Source organism: Luteibacter sp. SVR4-7G (assembly GCF_056755555.1).
In genome coordinates this window covers 1-16,028 of the sequence record NZ_JBPGXO010000040.1, presented here as the reverse complement: position 1 = coordinate 16,028, position 16,028 = coordinate 1, and the positions used below count along the sequence as shown (strand labels likewise).

Genomic DNA, 16,028 nt, shown 5'->3' with positions numbered 1-16,028 from the left:
GCTCCTCGGAATCGGTAACGCATGGCAAAGAACCTCCTCATCGTCGAATCGCCGGCCAAGGCCAAGACGATCAACAAGTACCTGGGAGCCGACTTCCAGGTGCTGGCGTCGTATGGCCACGTCCGCGACCTCCGGCCGAAGGAGGGCGCCGTCGACCCCGAGGACGGCTTCCGCATGGCCTACGAGGTCATCGACCGGAACGAGAAGCACGTCGACGCCATCGCCAAGGCGGCCAAGGCGGCCAGCAGCATCTACCTGGCTACCGACTTGGATCGCGAAGGCGAGGCCATCTCCTGGCACATCAGCGAGATCCTGCGGGAGCGTGGCCTGCTCGAGGGCAAGGACGTGCAGCGCGTGGTGTTCAGCGAGATCACGCCGAAGGCCATCAAGGAGGCCGTGGCCAACCCGCGCAAGCTGTCGCACGACCTGGTCGACGCCCAGCAGGCCCGCCGCGCCCTCGACTACCTGGTGGGCTTTAACCTCTCCCCGGTGCTCTGGCGCAAGGTGCAGCGGGGCCTGTCGGCCGGCCGGGTGCAGTCGCCGGCGCTGCGCATGATCGTGGAGCGCGAGCTCGAGATCGAAGCCTTCAAGGCCCGCGAGTACTGGACGATCCAGGCCAGCCTGACTCACCCCGACGGCGCCTTCGAGGCCCGCCTGGTCAAGCTGCACGGCAAGAAGTTCGAACAGTTCGACCTCACCAACGAGGTCGATGCCATGGCGGCGCGTGCCGCGCTGGAGAAAGCCGCCGGCGGCCGCTTCACGGTCGGCGAGGTCACCAGCCGCGAGCGCAAGCGCCGCCCGGCGCCGCCTTTCACCACCTCCACGCTGCAGCAGGAGGCCGCGCGCAAGCTCGGTTTCTCCACCAGCCGCACGATGCGCGTGGCCCAGGGACTCTACGAGGGCGTGGCACTCGGCAGCGAGGGTAACGTCGGTCTCATCACCTATATGCGTACCGACTCGGTGGCGCTTTCCGACGACGCCGTCGCCGAGCTCCGCGACCTGATCGGGCGCGAATACGGCAAATCGGCGCTCCCCGACGGGGTCCAGGTCTACAAATCCAAGTCGAAGAATGCGCAGGAAGCGCACGAGGCGGTCCGCCCCACCTCGGCCATGCGCACGCCGCGCAGCGTCGCCTCGTTCCTCAACGACGACCAGCGCAAGCTCTATGAGCTCATCTGGAAGCGCACCGTCGCCTGCCAGATGGTCCACGCCACCCTGAACACCGTGTCGGTGGAATTCCCGGTGGGCGATTCCGCGTTCCGCGCCAGCGGCACCACGGTGGTCGACCCCGGCTTCCTCGCCGTGTACGAGGAAGGCCGCGACCAGAAGACCGACGACGATGACGACCAGCGCCGCCTGCCGCGCCTGGCCCAGGGCGACGTGGTGCCGGTGTCGAAGATCGACGCCGACCAGCACTTCACCGAGCCGCCGCCGCGCTACTCCGAAGCCAGCCTGGTCAAGACGCTCGAGGAATACGGCATCGGCCGTCCGTCGACCTACGCCAGCATCATCCAGGTGTTGCTCAGCCGCGAGTACGTCCTGCTCGAGAGCCGGCGGTTCAAGCCGACGGACGTCGGCCGTGCCGTGAGCCAGTTCCTCTCCGGGCATTTCGCCCAGTACGTCGATTACGACTTCACTGCGCGGCTCGAAGACGAACTGGACGCGGTCAGCCGTGGCGAAGAAGCCTGGGTCCCGCTGCTCGAGCGCTTCTGGCAGCCGTTCAAGACGCTGGTGGACGACAAGACCGAATCCGTCGACCGCAGCGAGGCCACGGGCGCGCGCGAACTCGGCGCCGATCCGAAGAGCGGCAAGCCCGTGTCGGTTCGCCTCGGCCGTTACGGTGCGTACGCGCAGATCGGCAGCAAGGACGATGACGACAAGCCGACCTACGCCAGCCTGCGTCCCGGCCAGAGCATGCACACCATCACCCTCGACGAGGCGATGGAACTGTTCAAGCTCCCGCGCACGCTCGGCCAGTCCGACGCGGGCGAGGACGTCACCGTCGGCATCGGCCGCTTCGGTCCTTTCGTGAAGCAGGGCAGCACCTATGCCTCGCTCAAGCCGGAGGACGATCCGTACACCATCGAACTGCCGCGTGCCCTGCAACTCGTGCAGGAAAAGCTCGAGGCCATCGCCAACCGCACCATCCTCGACTTCGGCAACGGCGTGCAGGTACTCAACGGCCGCTACGGCCCGTACATCACCGACGGCGAAAAGAACGCGCGCATTCCGAAGGACCGCGATCCGAAAACGCTTACCGAGGCCGAGTGCGCGGAACTGCTCGCGGCGGCACCGGTGAAGAAGCCGCGCGGCGGCCGCGCCGCCAAGAAGACGGCGACGAAGAAAGCCGCGGCGAAGAAGGTTGCGGCCAAGGACGCGCCGGCGAAGAAGACCGCCGTGAAGAAGACGGCGGCCAAGAAGACCGCCAAGAAGACCACGGCCAAGAAGGCTGCGGCCAAGAAGACCGCGGCGAAGAAGACGGTGGCCAGCAAGACTGCCGCGAAGAAGACCGCGGCCACTAAGGCGACCAAGACGGTGTCGCGCGCGGCAGGCTGACATGCGCCGCTTCGATCCCTCCAGCATCGGCGCGGCCGCCGCGGTCCTGCGTGACGGCGGCGTGCTTGCCTATCCCACCGAGGCGGTCTTCGGCCTTGGCTGCGATCCGCACGATCGCGCCGCGTTCGAGCGCGTGTTCGCGCTGAAGGGACGGCCGGCGACGCAGGGTGTCCTGCTGATCGCCGCGAGCATTGAACAGGTCGAGCCCTACATCGACTTCGCGGCCGTACCGGATTCGGTGCTCGAACACGTGCGTGCCTCGTGGCCCGGCCCTAACACCTGGGTATTCCCACGCAGTGCCCACGTTCCCGACTGGGTCGCCGGCGCCCACGCCGGCATCGCCCTGCGCGTGACCGCTCACGAACCGGCGGCGGCCCTGTGCCGTGCCTTCGGTCGGCCGCTGGTGTCGACCAGCGCGAACCCGCACGGCGAACCGCCCGCCCGCGACCTGGCCACGCTGGAGCGCTACTTCGGCGACCGCCTGGATGCCGCGCTGGACGCCCCGCTGGGCGGCCTGGACCGTCCGACGGTCATCCGCGACGCCCTGAGCGGCGCTATGATCCGCGCCTGAGGAAGGGGGCCTGCCATTGTCGTCGAACGTTCATGAAATCACCGGGCGCCTTGCCGGCGCGCCCTCGCCGTTGCTCGTGGGCGCGTTGTCCCGGCCCATTGCGTGGCGCGATGGCCGGCTCGTCAGCGCCGCCACGTTCCTCGGTCACGTGCACAAGGTGGCGGCCCTGCTTCCCGAAGCAGACTGCGCGGTCAACCTCTGCGAAGACCGTTACGCCTTCCTGGTGGCCTTCGCCGCACTGATCGTGCGCGGGCAGGCCAACCTGCTGCCGCCTTCGCGCGCGCCGCAGGCGGTGGACGAGGTGATGGCGGGGCACCCGGGCTGCTATGCCATCGGCGAACTGGCGTTGTCGCCGGCGCCGGCCGGTTACCTGCGCATGCCGCCGCTCGACGACGACGTGGCGCCTCTCCACGAGGTGCCGATGATTCCCGCGGACGCGGTGGCCGCCATCGGCTATACCTCGGGGTCCACAGGCAGGCCGAAGCCGAACGTCAAGACCTGGAGCAGCTTCGTCGCCAGCAATGCAGGAAACGCGCACATGCTGGACAAGGCGATCGGCGGATCGTTCGACCTCGTCGCCACCGTGCCGCCGCAGCATATGTACGGCATGGAGATGTCCGTGTTGATGCCGCTGCTTTCCGAAGTCAGCGTGCACGCCGGGCGCCCCTTTTTCCCGGCCGATGTGGCGACCGCTCTCGGCACGATGCCGGAACCGCGCGTGCTGGTCACCACGCCGGTGCACCTTCGCGCCATCGTGGAATCCGGCGTTACCTTGCCGACGCTCGCCGCCTTCGTCTCGGCCACCGCGCCGATGCCGGTGGAACTCGCCGCGGCGGCGGAGCAGCGCTTCCGCGCGCCCCTCTATGAAGTGTTCGGCTCCACGGAAACCTGCGTCTTCGCCAGCCGGCGGACGTCGGTGGAAGAGGACTGGACGCTCTACGCCGGCGTCACCCTCCATCCGCAGCCGGACGGCACGCTCGTCGACGCACCGCAGCTGGCCGAACCGATCGCGCTGGCCGACATCGTGACGTTGCACGACGAAGGCCGCCGCTTCCGCCTGCGCGGCCGCAATACCGACCTCCTCGAAATTGCCGGCAAACGCGCCTCGCTGGGCGACCTCAACCGCCGCCTGCTCGCCATCGACGGCGTGCTCGACGGCGTGCTGTTCCAGCTCGACGAGACCGATGCCTCCGGCGTGCGACGTATCGCGGGACTGGTCGTGGCACCGGGCATGACGGAGCAGACCGTGCTCGCCGCGCTGCGCCAGGCGATGGACCCGGTCTTCCTGCCCCGCCCGCTGCGCCTCGTCGAAGCGCTGCCCCGCAACGAAACCGGCAAACTGCCCCGCGGCGAACTGCTCGCGCTCATCCGTCCGGCGCTTTGACGCCGCGGGTTCCCGCGGCTGCTGTAGGAGCGCGCACCGCGCGCGACAGCCTTTCGCGCCGGTCGGCACGCTCGCGCGTGCCCATGGCTCAAGCGGCTTCGCCGCATGGAACGCCACGGGCTCGGACATTTTTGTGGATGCCCCTTCCGCGGCAACGGATGCTCCCGGCAAGCCGGCCCGCTGCCGCGGGATAACCGGCCTAGCCGGCTCCCACAAGGTTCGACGACGCCAGTCGCCCGGTTAGAATAGACGGCTCGATATCCGGAGAGTCCCATGAAAGTCCTCGTCATCGGCGGCGGCGGGCGCGAACACGCGCTGGCCTGGAAGCTTGGCCAGTCCCCGCGGGTGGACGAGGTGATCGTGGCGCCGGGCAATGCAGGCACGGCCCGTGAGCCGGGAATGAGGAACGCTCCCGTGGCCGTCACCGATATCGACGGCCTGGTGGCGCTGGCGCGCCGCGAGGACGTCGGCTTGACCGTGGTCGGTCCCGAGGTGCCGCTGGTCGCCGGCGTGGTCGACCGCTTCGCCAACGAAGGCCTGCGCTGCTTCGGTCCGAGCGCCGCCGCCGCGCAGCTCGAAGGCAGCAAGGCGTTTGCGAAGGACTTCCTCGCCCGCCACGGCATTCCCACAGCCCACTATGCGGTGTTCACCGAACTGGCGCCCGCGCTTGCACACGTCCGCGAAAAAGGCGCGCCGATCGTCATCAAGGCGGACGGCCTCGCCGCCGGCAAGGGCGTGGTCGTGGCGATGACGACGGGCGAAGCGGAGGCGGCGCTCGAAGACATGCTCGGCCAGCAGGCCTTCGGCGACGCATCCTCGCGCGTGGTAATCGAGGAATTCCTCGACGGCGAGGAAGCCAGCTTCATCGTGATCGCCGACGGCAAGCACGCCCTGCCGATGGCGACCAGCCAGGACCACAAGCGCCGCGACGACGGCGACAAGGGCCCGAACACCGGCGGCATGGGCGCGTACTCGCCGGCACCCGTGGTGACGGACGAGGTGTCGGCGCGCGTGATGCGGGAGATCATCGAGCCGACGCTGACCGGCATGGCGGCCGACGGCATGCCGTTCACCGGTTTCCTCTACGCGGGCCTGATGATCGACAGGACCGGCGCACCGAAGGTCATCGAATTCAACGTGCGCTTCGGCGATCCGGAAACCCAGCCGATCATGCTGCGCCTGCGCTCGGACCTCGTGGACCTCGTCGAAGCCGCCCTCGACGGGCGCGTTGCCGATGTCCAGGCGCAGTGGGACCCGCGACCGTCGCTCGGCGTGGTGGTCGCCGCAGGCGGCTACCCGGGCAAGGTCCGCGCAGGCGATGCCATCGAAGGCACGGACATCGACTTCGGCCCGGAGGTGAAGGTCTTCCATGCGGGCACGGCGGAAGGCGCGGACGGCCGCCCGGTGACTGCCGGAGGGCGCGTGCTCGCCGTGTGCGCGCTCGGGAGCGACCTGGCCGAGGCACGCGCCCTTGCATACGCCGCGGTGGAACGCGTCCATTTCGCCGATGCGTTCTATCGCGGCGACATTGCGCATCGGGCGCTTTCGCGCACCTGAGCCTCTGCGAAATATCGGAGCTTCATCGTTGCTTGTCCTCGGCTGAGGGTGCACCGAGATGGCTGGGCACGTTCCGAGACGACTGTAGTCATCACCGAAAGACGCTCAGGTTTCCGCTGAACTCCGTCCCTGTTCGGCCATCATCGCTCGGCTACACTGGGCCATCTGAAAGGAACATCCCGGATGTCCCAGTTCTCCCTGCTCGCCAAACGGCGATTCGCACCGTTCTTCTGGACACAGGCGCTCGGTGCCTTCAACGACAACGCCTTCCGCAACGCGATGGTCATGCTGGTCGCCTTCCAGATGGCCTTGCCCGATGCCCAGGTATCGCTCTACACGAACCTGGCGCCGGCGCTGTTCATCCTTCCGTACTTCCTCTTTTCCGCCACGGCCGGACAGCTGGCGGAGAAGTTCGAGAAGACGCGGATCATCCGCTACGTGAAACTGTTCGAGATCGCCGCGATGAGCATCGCGGCATTCGGCTTCTTCACCCACCACGTGTCGCTGCTGCTCGTCGTGCTGTTCCTCATGGGCGTGCACTCGACGGTATTCGGCCCGATCAAGTATTCGATCCTTCCGCAGGCACTGGAGCGCAGCGAACTGGTGGGTGGCAATGCGCTGGTGGAGACGGGCACGCAGCTCGCGATGCTGATCGGCATGATCGTCGGCAACTCGCTCATGCTCATCGCAGGCTACGGCACGCTCGCTGCTTCGTTGACGACGATCGGCATCGCCTGCATGGGCTATCTCGCCAGCCGCGCGATCCCGTTGGCGCCGGCCACGGCGCCTGATCTCCGTTTCAACTGGAACCCGCTGAGCGAGACCTGGCGCGTGCTGAAGATCACCCACGAAGACCGCGCGGTGTTCAACGCCGTGCTGGGCATTTCGTGGTTCTGGTTCTTCGGCACGGTGATGATCGCGCAGCTGCCCACGTACACCCGGCACGTGCTCGGTGGCGATGGCTCGGTCAACACGCTGGTGCTCACCTTGTTCTCGCTGGGCACGGGCATCGGCTCGCTGATGTGCGAGCGGCTGTCGCGCCGTCGCGTCGAGATCGGCCTCGTGCCCATGGGCGCGTTCGGCCTCACCGTGTTCGCGGTCGATCTGTATTTCGCGCGGCCCGGCGTGACGCCGGGCGTGGCCCTGGACTGGGCAGCCTTCATCGGCGTCCCTGGCGCGTGGCGGGCGATGCTGGACCTGACCATGATCGGCGCCTTCGCCGGTTTCTACGTGGTGCCGCTGTTCGCTTTCGTGCAGAGCCGCGCGCCGCGCGACCGGCTGTCGCGCATCATCGCGGGCAACAACATCGTCAACGCGCTGCTCATCTGCATCGCCTCGGGCTTCGGCATCGGCCTGACCGCGATGGGCCTGGACGTGCCGACGATTTTCCTGATCACCGGCCTGATCAACATCGCCGTGGCCGTGTACATCTTCACCCTCGTGCCCGAATTCCTCATGCGCTTCATCACCTGGGTGATGGTGAACACGCTTTACCGCGTGCGCGTGGACGGGTTGAAGAACGTGCCCGACGAGGGCGCGGCGCTCGTCGTCTGCAACCACGTGAGTTTCATGGACCCGATGATCCTCATGGCCAGCGTGCGGCGGCCGATGCGTTTCGTGATGTATTACAAGATTTATGACATTCCCGTGCTGCGCTTCGTGTTCCGCACGGCGAAGGCCATTCCCATCGCGGGGCGGCAGGAGGATCCGGCACTGATGGAGCGCGCGTTCGAGCTCGTCGACGAAGCGCTGGCGAATGGCGAGGTGGTCTGCATCTTCCCGGAGGGCGGGATCACGCGAGACGGCAGCATCCAGAGCTTCCGCCCCGGCGTGGACCGCATCCTCGCCCGCCGGCCGGTGCCCGTCGTGCCGCTGGCCTTGCGCGGCATGTGGGGCAGCATCTTCAGCCGTCGCGACAGCGCGCTGCGCCGCGCCCGCCTGCCGCGGCGGTTCTGGTCGAGGATCGAACTGGTGGGTGGCGCGCCGCTTGCTGCCGGCGATGCCAATGCCGCGTCGCTTGAGGCACGAGTAACCGAACTCCGCGGCGACAAGGCCTGAAGACAGCCCCCGTGTAGGAGCGCGCCTGCGCGCGCTGAGCCTTTCGCGCCAGTCCAAAAACTTGCGCGCCAGCTCCAAGGCACGGCCCCAAAACATGTCGCGCGCAGGCGCGCTCCTACACCTAAGGCTTCAACGGGCTCCTGTAGGAGCGTGCCTGCGCGCGACCGCCTTTCGCGCCAGTCCAAAAGCTCGCGCGCCAGCTTCAAGGCACGGCCCCAAAACATGTCGCGCGCAGGCGCGCTCCTACATTTTGCGTTCGGCCAGGCGAGGCCGCCGATCGGACCTGCGGTCCTGTCAGGCGAACCAGGCGGCCAGGACGATCACCGCCACGACGGCCAGCCATACGACCAGCACGCGCCGGATGACCCGGCGGGCATCCTCCAGTTCGGCGATGGGATCGCTCACGTCCTGCACGTAGCCGTCGCCGGCTTCCACGTCGGCGTCGACGCCGGCACGCGCGACGGCGCCCAGGAAATCCGGTTCCAGCCGCGAGCGCGGGCTGCCCGAGGTGCGGTGCCACTGCTTCCAGGCGCCCATGACGGCATCGAAGTCGGACACAAGCGCCATCGCGAACACCATCAGGTGCGCGGGAATCCAGTCGAGGCCATCGGCCAGCTTGCGCGCCGCAGTGCGTGTGACGGCATCTGCCGCGAGCAAGGTATCGCGGGCGAGAATCTGGGCGAGGCGGTAGCCCAGCGCACCCGCGGGGCCGAGGAGGAAGAACCAGAACAGTACGCCGAAGCGCCGGCGCAGCGCGCCGTAGAACGCGGCCTCGACGAGGACCGGCGCGAACCAGCCCAGAGGCGCGTCGTCGTGACGCAGCGCGGCGATCGCTTCATCCCTGCGCAGCGTGTCGCGCGCATGCAGCACCGCGTCGATGTCGCTCTCGATCTCGCGCGGTCCCAGCGCGTAGACCAGCACGGCGATGGCGAATGCCAGCCAGCCGAGGTCGAAGAAGGGCAGGGAGCGGAGGATGCCGGCGATGAGGGCGCAGGCGACGACCGGTACGAGCAGCGCGACGGCGACCCGCCCGGGGCCGGACAGGTCCGCGAGCCGGTCCACCCAGAGGCGGAACCAGCGTTCGTCGCGCAAGCGGGCCAGCTGCGGCACGCTCCAGGCGATGACGAGGGCGACGAGTACGGCGAGAAGACGTAAAGCCATGGCAGACACGATCCGCAAGGTCGGTGCCGGGATTGTAGGCGAACGAGCGGCTCGCCTGTGGACCAAGGAGCCTGCCTGTCGACGGGAGCGAGCTTATAGACCGAGAGCCCAGCCTAGAGCCCGAAGCCAACCTGTGGGAAAGGCGCTGGCTCGCGAACGGAACTTGCCGCAAGCACCCATTCGCGCGCCAGCACGCTTCCCACATCGGTCAGGTCTGGCTGCTTGCCTGGGTCAGGTCGGCCTGCTTGCCACCAACTGGTTGAGGTCCACGCCGCGCAGACTGAGCCAATGCTCGATCAGGCGATACGACACGGAAAGCGGAGGCGGTACGCCGAGCTTGCCCGAGGTCATGCCCTGGACGATGTCGTCCACGGTGAACCAGCGCGCGTCTTCTAGCTCCTCGTCACGCAGGCGGATTTCACGGGTCTTCGCCGTGGCGGTGAAGCCGACCATCAGCGACGCGGGCAACGGCCAGGGCTGCGAGGAATGGTAAGTGGCATGCAGTACTTCGACGCCGGATTCCTCGCGCACCTCGCGCCGCACGGCATCTTCCAGCGACTCGCCCGGCTCGATGAAGCCCGCGAGCGTCGAATAGCGGCCGGCCGGCCAGCCGCGCTGCCGTCCGAGCAGGCAGGCGTCGCCGTGCTCGACGATCACGATGATCGCGGCGTCCGTGCGCGGAAAGTGCAGGTGGGCGCCGTCCGGATTCGTGCATTGCACGCGGTGGCCAGACGCCACCACGAGGGTGGGCGCGCCACACTGGCTACAGAAACGGGTCTGCCGCTGCCAGTGGGTGATGCCCTTCGCATAGGCGAAGAGCCCGGCTTCGAACGCGTCGAGCACCAGGCCGGCCTCGCGCAGCGACATGCGCCGGGCGCCGGTCACGGAAACGAAGAGTCCGGCCTGCGCCTCGTCGACCACGAGCGCGAACCAGGCGGTACCGCCGGAAAGGCCGAGGAAGGTGGAAGGGATGTCACCGAAGCGCTCCGCGCGCATCGCGGGCGACATCCACTGCGGCGACTCGGCCTCGGCGCGAATGAACGCATTGCCTTCGGCATCGAGCACCAGGAAGCGCGTACCGGCAGCGGCCTCCAGCTCTTCGATCCAGAGACGGTCTTCGCGGCGCTCCGCCATCCGGTCGATGTCGATCCCGGCGAAGACGTTCTCGCGGGCGCGCGTTGCCGCGGCCTTGTCGCGCTCCTGTTCGACGCTCACGCTCCCTCGCTCATGCGCTGAACGAGGAGCCGCAGCCGCAGGTGGTCTTCGCGTTGGGATTGCGAATGACGAACTGCGAGCCACTGAACGACTCGGCATAGTCGATCTCTGCGCCCGTCAGGTATTGCAGCGAGAGCGGATCGACCAGCAGCGTGACCCCTTCGCGTGCCACCGCCAGGTCGTCCTCGGCCTGCTCTTCGTCGAAGGTGAAGCCGTACTGGAAGCCGGAGCAACCACCTCCGCTGATGTACACGCGCAGCTTGAGGCCGGGGTTGCCTTCCTCTTCGATCAACTCGTGCACCTTGCGGGCGGCGGCCTCGGTGAAGACCAGTGGCGCGTTGCCCGAGCGATAGTCGGGCGCGCCGCTACCGGGAGCCATGGGGAATGGGTTGTTCATGCTGTCCATAATGGCGCCGTTCCCGGACAGGTCAAGCCTCGTCGAGCACCGGCGCCGCCGCGATGGCGGCCTGGGTCAGCTGGCGGATGGTCTGGGGCGCCTGGTGGACCATCTTGCCGTTCACTTGCGCCCCGGCGGCCATTTCCAGCACCTGGTAGTGCACGTCGCCGTCGATCCGGGCGAGCGGGGCGAGTTCCAGGCGCTCGGCCACGTGGATGTCCCCGGTGACACCGCCGTTGATCACGGCATGCGGTACCTCGATCCGGCCGACGACGCGGCCCGTCTCACTGATCGTGAGCACACCGTCGCTGCCGGCATCCCCGTGGATGGAGCCCTCGACGGTCCCGTCCAGATGGAGGGAGCCATTGAAGAGGACGTCGCCGCGCAGCGTGACGCCCCGGGCGATGAGGCTGGTGGCGGCAGCGCTCACGGAGGGCGCCTGGTTCTTCCTGTTATTGCTGAACATCGTTGGCCTCGTCGTTACGCAGGGCTTCGTTCCACGTCACGGTACCGGTGACCGGTTGATCGCCGGTGACAGCGGCGACCAGTCGCAGCCGGGTCGGCTTGAAGCCGGCCGGAAGGGTGAAGCTGCCCTGGATCTGCTGGAAGTACTTGAAAGAAAAGGGAAGGTCTGTCGTCTGGCTGCCCTGGCCCAGGGCCGGGCCCTCGAGCGTGGCCACCTTGTTGCCCTGGATGCCCTCGACCGCCAGTTTCAGCGTGCCCTTGATCACCTCGCCGCGGCGGGCGTTCTGGGTCAGGGTGACCACGAGGTTCCATGCGTTGGCGGTGCCTTTCACCGGCATGGTCCGGGCGCCCTGGATCTTCAGCCCGTCCCGTTGCCCGCCACCGCCGACCAGCCGCGAGTAGAAGGCCAGGTCCGTGCGCAGGCCGCTGATCTCCTCGTCGCGCTCGGCGAGATTCCGCTTGAGTTCTTTCGCGGCCACATCGGCCACCTGGCCCGCCCGCTGGAGGTTCGCCACCTCCTGCCGGAGGTCCTCGTTGTCGGCCTTGAGCTGGCGGACGAGACCGCGATCGCCCGCCACGGCGGGCACGCGCGCGGCGGCGAACCACGCGCCAAAGCCCACCAGGAGCAGGCTCACGGCCCAGCCCGCCACCAGGACGAGGCGCTTCCGGCGCTGGCTGGCCGCGTCGTCGAGCGTGCGCACGACGAACCTTGGCGGTTGGCGTGAAGCCATGGGCGGTTCCGTGGAGGAGGCGTGAAGACCGCGATGGTATAGCCCCCGCTTCCGCCTATGGTCAAGGAACCGTTCCCCACAACGGAAGAAAGCCGCCTTGCGGCGGCCTTCCTTCAGTCGTGCAGCGAGCCGACCTTGCTGAGCATGTAGCGCTCGGGGCCGATGTCGGAGATCAGGCTGAACTGGGTTTCCAGCCAGTCGATGTGTTCTTCTTCCTGGCCGAGGATGAACTTGAAGAGATCGCGGCTCACGAAGTCGTGGATGCCTTCGCTGTAAGCGATGGCTTCGCGCAGGTCCTTGGTGGCCAGCAGTTCGAGGTCGAGGTCGCCCTGCAGGGCTTCGACGACGTTCTCGCCGATGCGCAGCTTGCCCAGGTGCTGGAGGTTCGGCAGGCCGTCGAGGAAGAGGATCCGCTCGATCAGCTTGTCCGCGTGCTTCATCTCCTCGATGGATTCCTCGTACTCGTGCTTGGCCAGCTCGTTGTAGCCCCAGTCCTTGAACATCCGGTAATGCAGGAAGTACTGGTTGATCGCGGCCAGCTCGTTGTAGAGGACCTTGTTGAGGTATTCGATGACCTTCGCGTCGCCCTTCATGAGGGTCTCCCTGGTTGTTCAGGGCACGACTATACGTTGCCCCGCGGAGGCATGACGTAACGAGAATGAAGGCGCTTCGCGTCCGCGACTGGGACGCAGGGTGTCAGGCCGGGGAGGGCAGGAAGGTCAGGACCGACCGCGTGGCCTCCACGGCCTCGCGCAGGCACTGGCGGGCTTCCGGCTCACATGCGCCGCAGCAATCCGAACAGCCCGTGCGGGCCTGGAGTTCGGCAAAGGTCTCGACGCCCTCGGCCGCGGCGCGGCGGATGGCGTGGTCGGTGACGGCGTTGCACATGCAGATGTACATGGGCGCACATTCGAACGCGAATGCGAACGATTGTCAACTACGCGCCCGCGAGGGCATTCAGATCCCGGCGTCGCCGGTCTGGCGCAGGGCCTCGGCCTGCTGAGGGCACCGGCCCACCTCGACCCGGCAGACGGTTTCGACCGTGGGGGCGAACTGGCGCAGGGCGCGCTCGTAGACCTGGCGTTTGAAATTCACCACGTGGTGGGCCGGGTACCAGAAGTCGACCCAGCGCCACAGGTCGAACTCCGGTTTCTCGCAGGCGTCGAGCCGGAAGGCGTCTTCCCCGCAGGTCAGGCGGAGCAGGAACCAGACCTGCTTCTGGCCGATGCAGGTCGGCCGCTGATGGTGGCGCACGAAGCGGTTCGGCAGGCGGTAGCGCAGCCAGCCGCGGGTTTCCGCGAGGACTTCCACGTGCTGGGCGAGCAGGCCGGTTTCTTCCTCCAGCTCCCGGTACATGGCTTCCAGCGGGGTCTCGTCGCTGCGCATGCCCCCCTGGGGGAACTGCCAGCCGTCGCGATTGACACGGCGCGCCCAGAACAGGCGGCCGTCTCCGTTCAGGAGCACGATCCCCACGTTCGGTCGATAGCCATCAGCGTCAATCATCCGCCCTCCGCGAGCCCGGTTTCCGGCAGCAGGCCGGGTCCTCGTCCGGCCTGATTCAACCACAGCGCGAGAAGCGCGGGCAAGGCGCTACTTGAACGGAGAGCCAGCCGCGATTAAACTGCCCGGCCTTCGCGGCACAGCCCGCGGACGACCAGGTTCCACGGCTAGGTAGCTCAGCTGGTCAGAGCGCGGCACTCATAATGCTGAGGTCGGCGGTTCGAGCCCGCCTCTAGCCACCAAGACCAAAAGCCGCGCCCCAGGCGCGGCTTTTTTTGTGTGCATTGCGCGCTCCTACACCACGATAGGCTCGTCTTCAGGGGGGAGTGAAAGGTCCAGCACCGCGCGCGCCAGCTCCACCACGTTATGCACGCGCAGCTTGGCCATGAGGTTCGCGCGGTGCAGTTCGACGGTCTTCGGGCTGATGGACAGCTCGCTGGCGATGACCTTGTTGAGCTTGCCGCACATGATTCCTTCGAGGACCTGCGACTCGCGGCGCGTGAGCGACACGTCCGGCCGCAGCGCGGCGAAGCCGCTCACGGCGGGCTCGTCGCCGTGGCTTTCCGCGGGCAGCGGCATGAGGAACACGGCGTGGAAGGCGTCCGGCGGCACGTCGAGCTGCTGCCGGATCATCCGGTAGCGCCGGTGCGGCGCGTGCGCATCGCGCAGCACGAATTCGTCCGCCGTAGCGGTGGGCTGGAGGTGTTCGTCGAGCCAGGCCGGGCCGGCACGCCCCCGTGCCGTGCCGAATTCGCGCTGGAAGGCCGCATTCACCATCACAGTGCGCTGCCCTTCGAGGCGCCAGACGACGCAGGGCCACGGCAACGCGGCAAATACTTCCTCGGCCAGCCCGCACGCATGCGAGCCGTCGAGGGAATCACGAGCAAGGCACATCGATGCCTCCTGTGGGTACGCGTGGACGCCGGCGGGCACCCCTCTGCGCACGCCAGGCAGTTACCACTGCAACCGTTCTGTAATGAAAAGTCCATGAACCGGGCCGCCGGATGCGCCGAAGTGCGAACGCCGTCGTGAAGGCCCCGCTCCCCGGTCCCCGGCGCCAGGTCCGCTACAATGCGCCGCATGCGTATCTTCAAGACCTTCAACATCGAAGCGGCCCACCGTTTGCCGAATGTGCCTGAAGGGCACAAGTGTTCGCGGCTGCACGGCCATTCGTTCCGCGTGGAATTGCACGTGGAGGGACCTATCGACCCCGTGCTCGGATGGGTCATGGACTTCGGCGACCTCAAGGCGCGCTTCCAGCCGCTGTACGACCGCCTGGACCACCACTACCTCAACGACATCGAGGGACTGGAAAACCCCACCAGCGAGAACCTCGCCCGCTGGATCTTCGAGCGGCTGAGCCCGGACGTGTCCGGCCTGGCGAAGGTGGTGGTGCACGAGACCTGCACCTCGGGCGCCGAATATTCGGCACCGTAGGAGCGCGCCTGCGCGCGACATGTTTTCGCGCCTGTCCCCACGCTGGCGCGCCAGCTCCGGGGCACGGCCCCAAAACATGTCGCGCGCAGGGCGCGCTCCTACATAGCTGTCACCGCAACAATTCGCGGTTGCTGCGTTGCGGCGCGCGGGACTACACTCCGGCCTCCCCGTCCCCCACGGCCGCCTCGATGTCCGAAGTAAACGGTTACGCCGACCTCGCCCGATTCGTCGAGCAGGCCGCCGCTGCCCAGGCCCTGGCCTGGCGCGGCATGGAGCGCGTGGCCGACCTGCAACTGCAGGCGATGGAAGGGCACGCGCGCGCCGCCAGCGGGTTGATTGCCGACGCGATGTCCGTGGCCATGCAGACGGCGGCGTCGTTCGGCGTGCTGGCAGGTCAGCCCGCCAGGGGCTGAGCGCCAGCGCCGCCTCGACAACGACGCGACGCACGGTCGCGCCGGCGGGTGGTTTTGGCCTTTCGCAGCTTGTCCCGTCGTTTACGGCGCTGGTATACTTTTCCAGATTAAACCGTGGCCCGTTGAACCATCTGGTGCCGCCTTCGAGCGAAACCACGGGAGCCTCGCGTTGCTTAACAGTCTTGCAGCCGGTCGTCACCTTGCCACGCGCGTCGTCATCGCGCAGCTGGTGGTGGCCGTTGTCGCGGGACTCGCTTTTTCCCTGCAGGGACGTCCAGCCGCGCTGGCCGCCTTCGGGGGCGCCCTGATCGTCGCTATCGCCACCGCGCTGCTTGCTGCGCGAGCGTTCAGCGCGCTGGGTGGAGCGGGAGCAACGTTCATGCGGTTCCTCGTGGGCATGATCCTTCGCTGGATCGTCCTCATCGGTGGACTGGCTCTCATCCTGGTTCAGTGGAAGCTGCCACCCTTGCCCGCACTGGCGGGCCTGGTGGCCGGCTACGCGGTCAACGTATTTGCATTCAGATTCAAGGGTTGAGCATGGCGAGCGAACCGCAGGGCGGTCTGACCGAATACATCCAGCACC

The 16,028-nt window shown here is 67.6% G+C and carries 17 protein-coding genes and 1 tRNA gene; 9 read left to right on the top strand and 9 right to left on the bottom strand.

Annotation, left to right across the window (positions count from 1 at the left end):
* Nucleotides 1-21: 21 nt before the first annotated feature.
* The 5 genes from ACR9ZH_RS14575 (at nucleotide 22) to ACR9ZH_RS14555 (ending at nucleotide 8,126) form a co-directional block, all read left to right on the top strand.
* The gene (locus tag ACR9ZH_RS14575; protein WP_481291477.1) at nucleotides 22-2,556 is read left to right on the top strand and encodes a DNA topoisomerase I; all 2,535 of its coding nucleotides are present in this window, start codon (nucleotides 22-24) and stop codon (nucleotides 2,554-2,556) included.
* 1 nt (nucleotide 2,557) lies between these two features.
* Nucleotides 2,558-3,127, top strand: a complete 570-nt coding sequence (gene tsaC / locus ACR9ZH_RS14570; RefSeq protein ID WP_481291476.1) for an L-threonylcarbamoyladenylate synthase type 1 TsaC — start codon at nucleotides 2,558-2,560, stop codon at nucleotides 3,125-3,127.
* 37 nt (nucleotides 3,128-3,164) lie between these two features.
* The gene (locus ACR9ZH_RS14565; RefSeq protein WP_481291495.1) at nucleotides 3,165-4,511 is read left to right on the top strand and encodes an AMP-binding protein; all 1,347 of its coding nucleotides are present in this window, start codon (nucleotides 3,165-3,167) and stop codon (nucleotides 4,509-4,511) included.
* Between the two features lie 273 nt (nucleotides 4,512-4,784).
* Complete coding sequence (gene purD / locus ACR9ZH_RS14560) at nucleotides 4,785-6,068, top strand: phosphoribosylamine--glycine ligase (RefSeq protein ID WP_481291475.1); 1,284 nt, start codon at nucleotides 4,785-4,787, stop codon at nucleotides 6,066-6,068.
* A gap of 183 nt (nucleotides 6,069-6,251) precedes the next feature.
* Entirely contained in the window at nucleotides 6,252-8,126 is a 1,875-nt protein-coding gene (locus ACR9ZH_RS14555; RefSeq protein ID WP_481291474.1) for an MFS transporter, read from the top strand.
* Between the two features lie 294 nt (nucleotides 8,127-8,420).
* Here the strand turns inward: ACR9ZH_RS14555 and ACR9ZH_RS14550 are convergent, their stop codons facing one another.
* From ACR9ZH_RS14550 to ACR9ZH_RS14515, 8 genes are all read right to left on the bottom strand, one after another.
* A complete protein-coding gene (locus ACR9ZH_RS14550) occupies nucleotides 8,421-9,287 on the bottom strand; it encodes a beta-lactamase induction protein (protein ID WP_481291473.1) in 867 nt (288 codons plus the stop codon).
* A gap of 231 nt (nucleotides 9,288-9,518) precedes the next feature.
* Nucleotides 9,519-10,502: an NAD(+) diphosphatase gene (gene nudC / locus ACR9ZH_RS14545; RefSeq protein ID WP_481291472.1), complete on the bottom strand. Its 984-nt coding sequence runs from the start codon at nucleotides 10,500-10,502 to the stop codon at nucleotides 9,519-9,521.
* 10 nt (nucleotides 10,503-10,512) lie between these two features.
* Nucleotides 10,513-10,899, bottom strand: coding sequence for an iron-sulfur cluster insertion protein ErpA (gene erpA, locus ACR9ZH_RS14540; protein ID WP_481291471.1), 387 nt, complete (start codon nucleotides 10,897-10,899; stop codon nucleotides 10,513-10,515).
* 31 nt (nucleotides 10,900-10,930) lie between these two features.
* Nucleotides 10,931-11,365 carry a bactofilin family protein gene (locus ACR9ZH_RS14535; protein ID WP_481291470.1) on the bottom strand — a complete coding sequence of 145 codons (435 nt, stop codon included), beginning with the start codon at nucleotides 11,363-11,365 and terminating at the stop codon, nucleotides 10,931-10,933.
* A complete protein-coding gene (locus ACR9ZH_RS14530) occupies nucleotides 11,352-12,095 on the bottom strand; it encodes a DUF6776 family protein (protein WP_481291469.1) in 744 nt (247 codons plus the stop codon). The genes ACR9ZH_RS14535 and ACR9ZH_RS14530 overlap by 14 nt, the downstream gene beginning before the upstream one ends.
* A gap of 113 nt (nucleotides 12,096-12,208) precedes the next feature.
* Nucleotides 12,209-12,688, bottom strand: a complete 480-nt coding sequence (gene bfr / locus ACR9ZH_RS14525; protein WP_167124965.1) for a bacterioferritin — start codon at nucleotides 12,686-12,688, stop codon at nucleotides 12,209-12,211.
* 103 nt (nucleotides 12,689-12,791) lie between these two features.
* Complete coding sequence (locus tag ACR9ZH_RS14520) at nucleotides 12,792-12,995, bottom strand: (2Fe-2S)-binding protein (RefSeq protein WP_481291468.1); 204 nt, start codon at nucleotides 12,993-12,995, stop codon at nucleotides 12,792-12,794.
* A 57-nt stretch (nucleotides 12,996-13,052) separates the two neighbouring features.
* A complete protein-coding gene (locus ACR9ZH_RS14515; protein ID WP_481291467.1) occupies nucleotides 13,053-13,598 on the bottom strand; it encodes an RNA pyrophosphohydrolase in 546 nt (181 codons plus the stop codon).
* Between the two features lie 162 nt (nucleotides 13,599-13,760).
* Between ACR9ZH_RS14515 and ACR9ZH_RS14510 the strand changes: the two genes are divergently transcribed.
* Nucleotides 13,761-13,837, top strand: a tRNA-Met gene (locus ACR9ZH_RS14510).
* A 52-nt stretch (nucleotides 13,838-13,889) separates the two neighbouring features.
* Here the strand turns inward: ACR9ZH_RS14510 and ACR9ZH_RS14505 are convergent.
* Nucleotides 13,890-14,489: a LuxR C-terminal-related transcriptional regulator gene (locus ACR9ZH_RS14505; RefSeq protein WP_481291466.1), complete on the bottom strand. Its 600-nt coding sequence runs from the start codon at nucleotides 14,487-14,489 to the stop codon at nucleotides 13,890-13,892.
* A gap of 186 nt (nucleotides 14,490-14,675) precedes the next feature.
* Between ACR9ZH_RS14505 and queD the strand changes: the two genes are divergently transcribed.
* The 3 genes from queD (at nucleotide 14,676) to ACR9ZH_RS14490 (ending at nucleotide 15,980) form a co-directional block, all read left to right on the top strand.
* A complete protein-coding gene (gene queD, locus ACR9ZH_RS14500; protein ID WP_481291494.1) occupies nucleotides 14,676-15,032 on the top strand; it encodes a 6-carboxytetrahydropterin synthase QueD in 357 nt (118 codons plus the stop codon).
* A 188-nt stretch (nucleotides 15,033-15,220) separates the two neighbouring features.
* Nucleotides 15,221-15,445 carry a hypothetical protein gene (locus tag ACR9ZH_RS14495; RefSeq protein ID WP_481291465.1) on the top strand — a complete coding sequence of 75 codons (225 nt, stop codon included), beginning with the start codon at nucleotides 15,221-15,223 and terminating at the stop codon, nucleotides 15,443-15,445.
* Between the two features lie 169 nt (nucleotides 15,446-15,614).
* Nucleotides 15,615-15,980, top strand: coding sequence for an ATP synthase subunit I (locus tag ACR9ZH_RS14490; RefSeq protein WP_166699949.1), 366 nt, complete (start codon nucleotides 15,615-15,617; stop codon nucleotides 15,978-15,980).
* Nucleotides 15,981-16,028 lie beyond the last annotated feature (48 nt).

Excerpts from the sequence above, each read along its gene's own strand:
- ACR9ZH_RS14575 (WP_481291477.1), top strand. The coding sequence starts at position 22 with ATGGCAAAGAACCTCCTCATCGTCGAATCGCCGGCCAAGGCCAAGACG.
- tsaC (WP_481291476.1), top strand. The coding sequence starts at position 2,558 with ATGCGCCGCTTCGATCCCTCCAGCATCGGCGCGGCCGCCGCGGTCCTG.
- purD (WP_481291475.1), top strand. The coding sequence starts at position 4,785 with ATGAAAGTCCTCGTCATCGGCGGCGGCGGGCGCGAACACGCGCTGGCC.
- ACR9ZH_RS14555 (WP_481291474.1), top strand. The coding sequence starts at position 6,252 with ATGTCCCAGTTCTCCCTGCTCGCCAAACGGCGATTCGCACCGTTCTTC.
- ACR9ZH_RS14550 (WP_481291473.1), bottom strand. The coding sequence starts at position 9,287 with ATGGCTTTACGTCTTCTCGCCGTACTCGTCGCCCTCGTCATCGCCTGG.
- erpA (WP_481291471.1), bottom strand. The coding sequence starts at position 10,899 with ATGAACAACCCATTCCCCATGGCTCCCGGTAGCGGCGCGCCCGACTAT.
- ACR9ZH_RS14535 (WP_481291470.1), bottom strand. The coding sequence starts at position 11,365 with ATGTTCAGCAATAACAGGAAGAACCAGGCGCCCTCCGTGAGCGCTGCC.
- ACR9ZH_RS14530 (WP_481291469.1), bottom strand. The coding sequence starts at position 12,095 with ATGGCTTCACGCCAACCGCCAAGGTTCGTCGTGCGCACGCTCGACGAC.
- bfr (WP_167124965.1), bottom strand. The coding sequence starts at position 12,688 with ATGAAGGGCGACGCGAAGGTCATCGAATACCTCAACAAGGTCCTCTAC.
- ACR9ZH_RS14520 (WP_481291468.1), bottom strand. The coding sequence starts at position 12,995 with ATGTACATCTGCATGTGCAACGCCGTCACCGACCACGCCATCCGCCGC.
- ACR9ZH_RS14515 (WP_481291467.1), bottom strand. The coding sequence starts at position 13,598 with ATGATTGACGCTGATGGCTATCGACCGAACGTGGGGATCGTGCTCCTG.
- ACR9ZH_RS14505 (WP_481291466.1), bottom strand. The coding sequence starts at position 14,489 with ATGTGCCTTGCTCGTGATTCCCTCGACGGCTCGCATGCGTGCGGGCTG.
- queD (WP_481291494.1), top strand. The coding sequence starts at position 14,676 with ATGCGTATCTTCAAGACCTTCAACATCGAAGCGGCCCACCGTTTGCCG.
- ACR9ZH_RS14495 (WP_481291465.1), top strand. The coding sequence starts at position 15,221 with ATGTCCGAAGTAAACGGTTACGCCGACCTCGCCCGATTCGTCGAGCAG.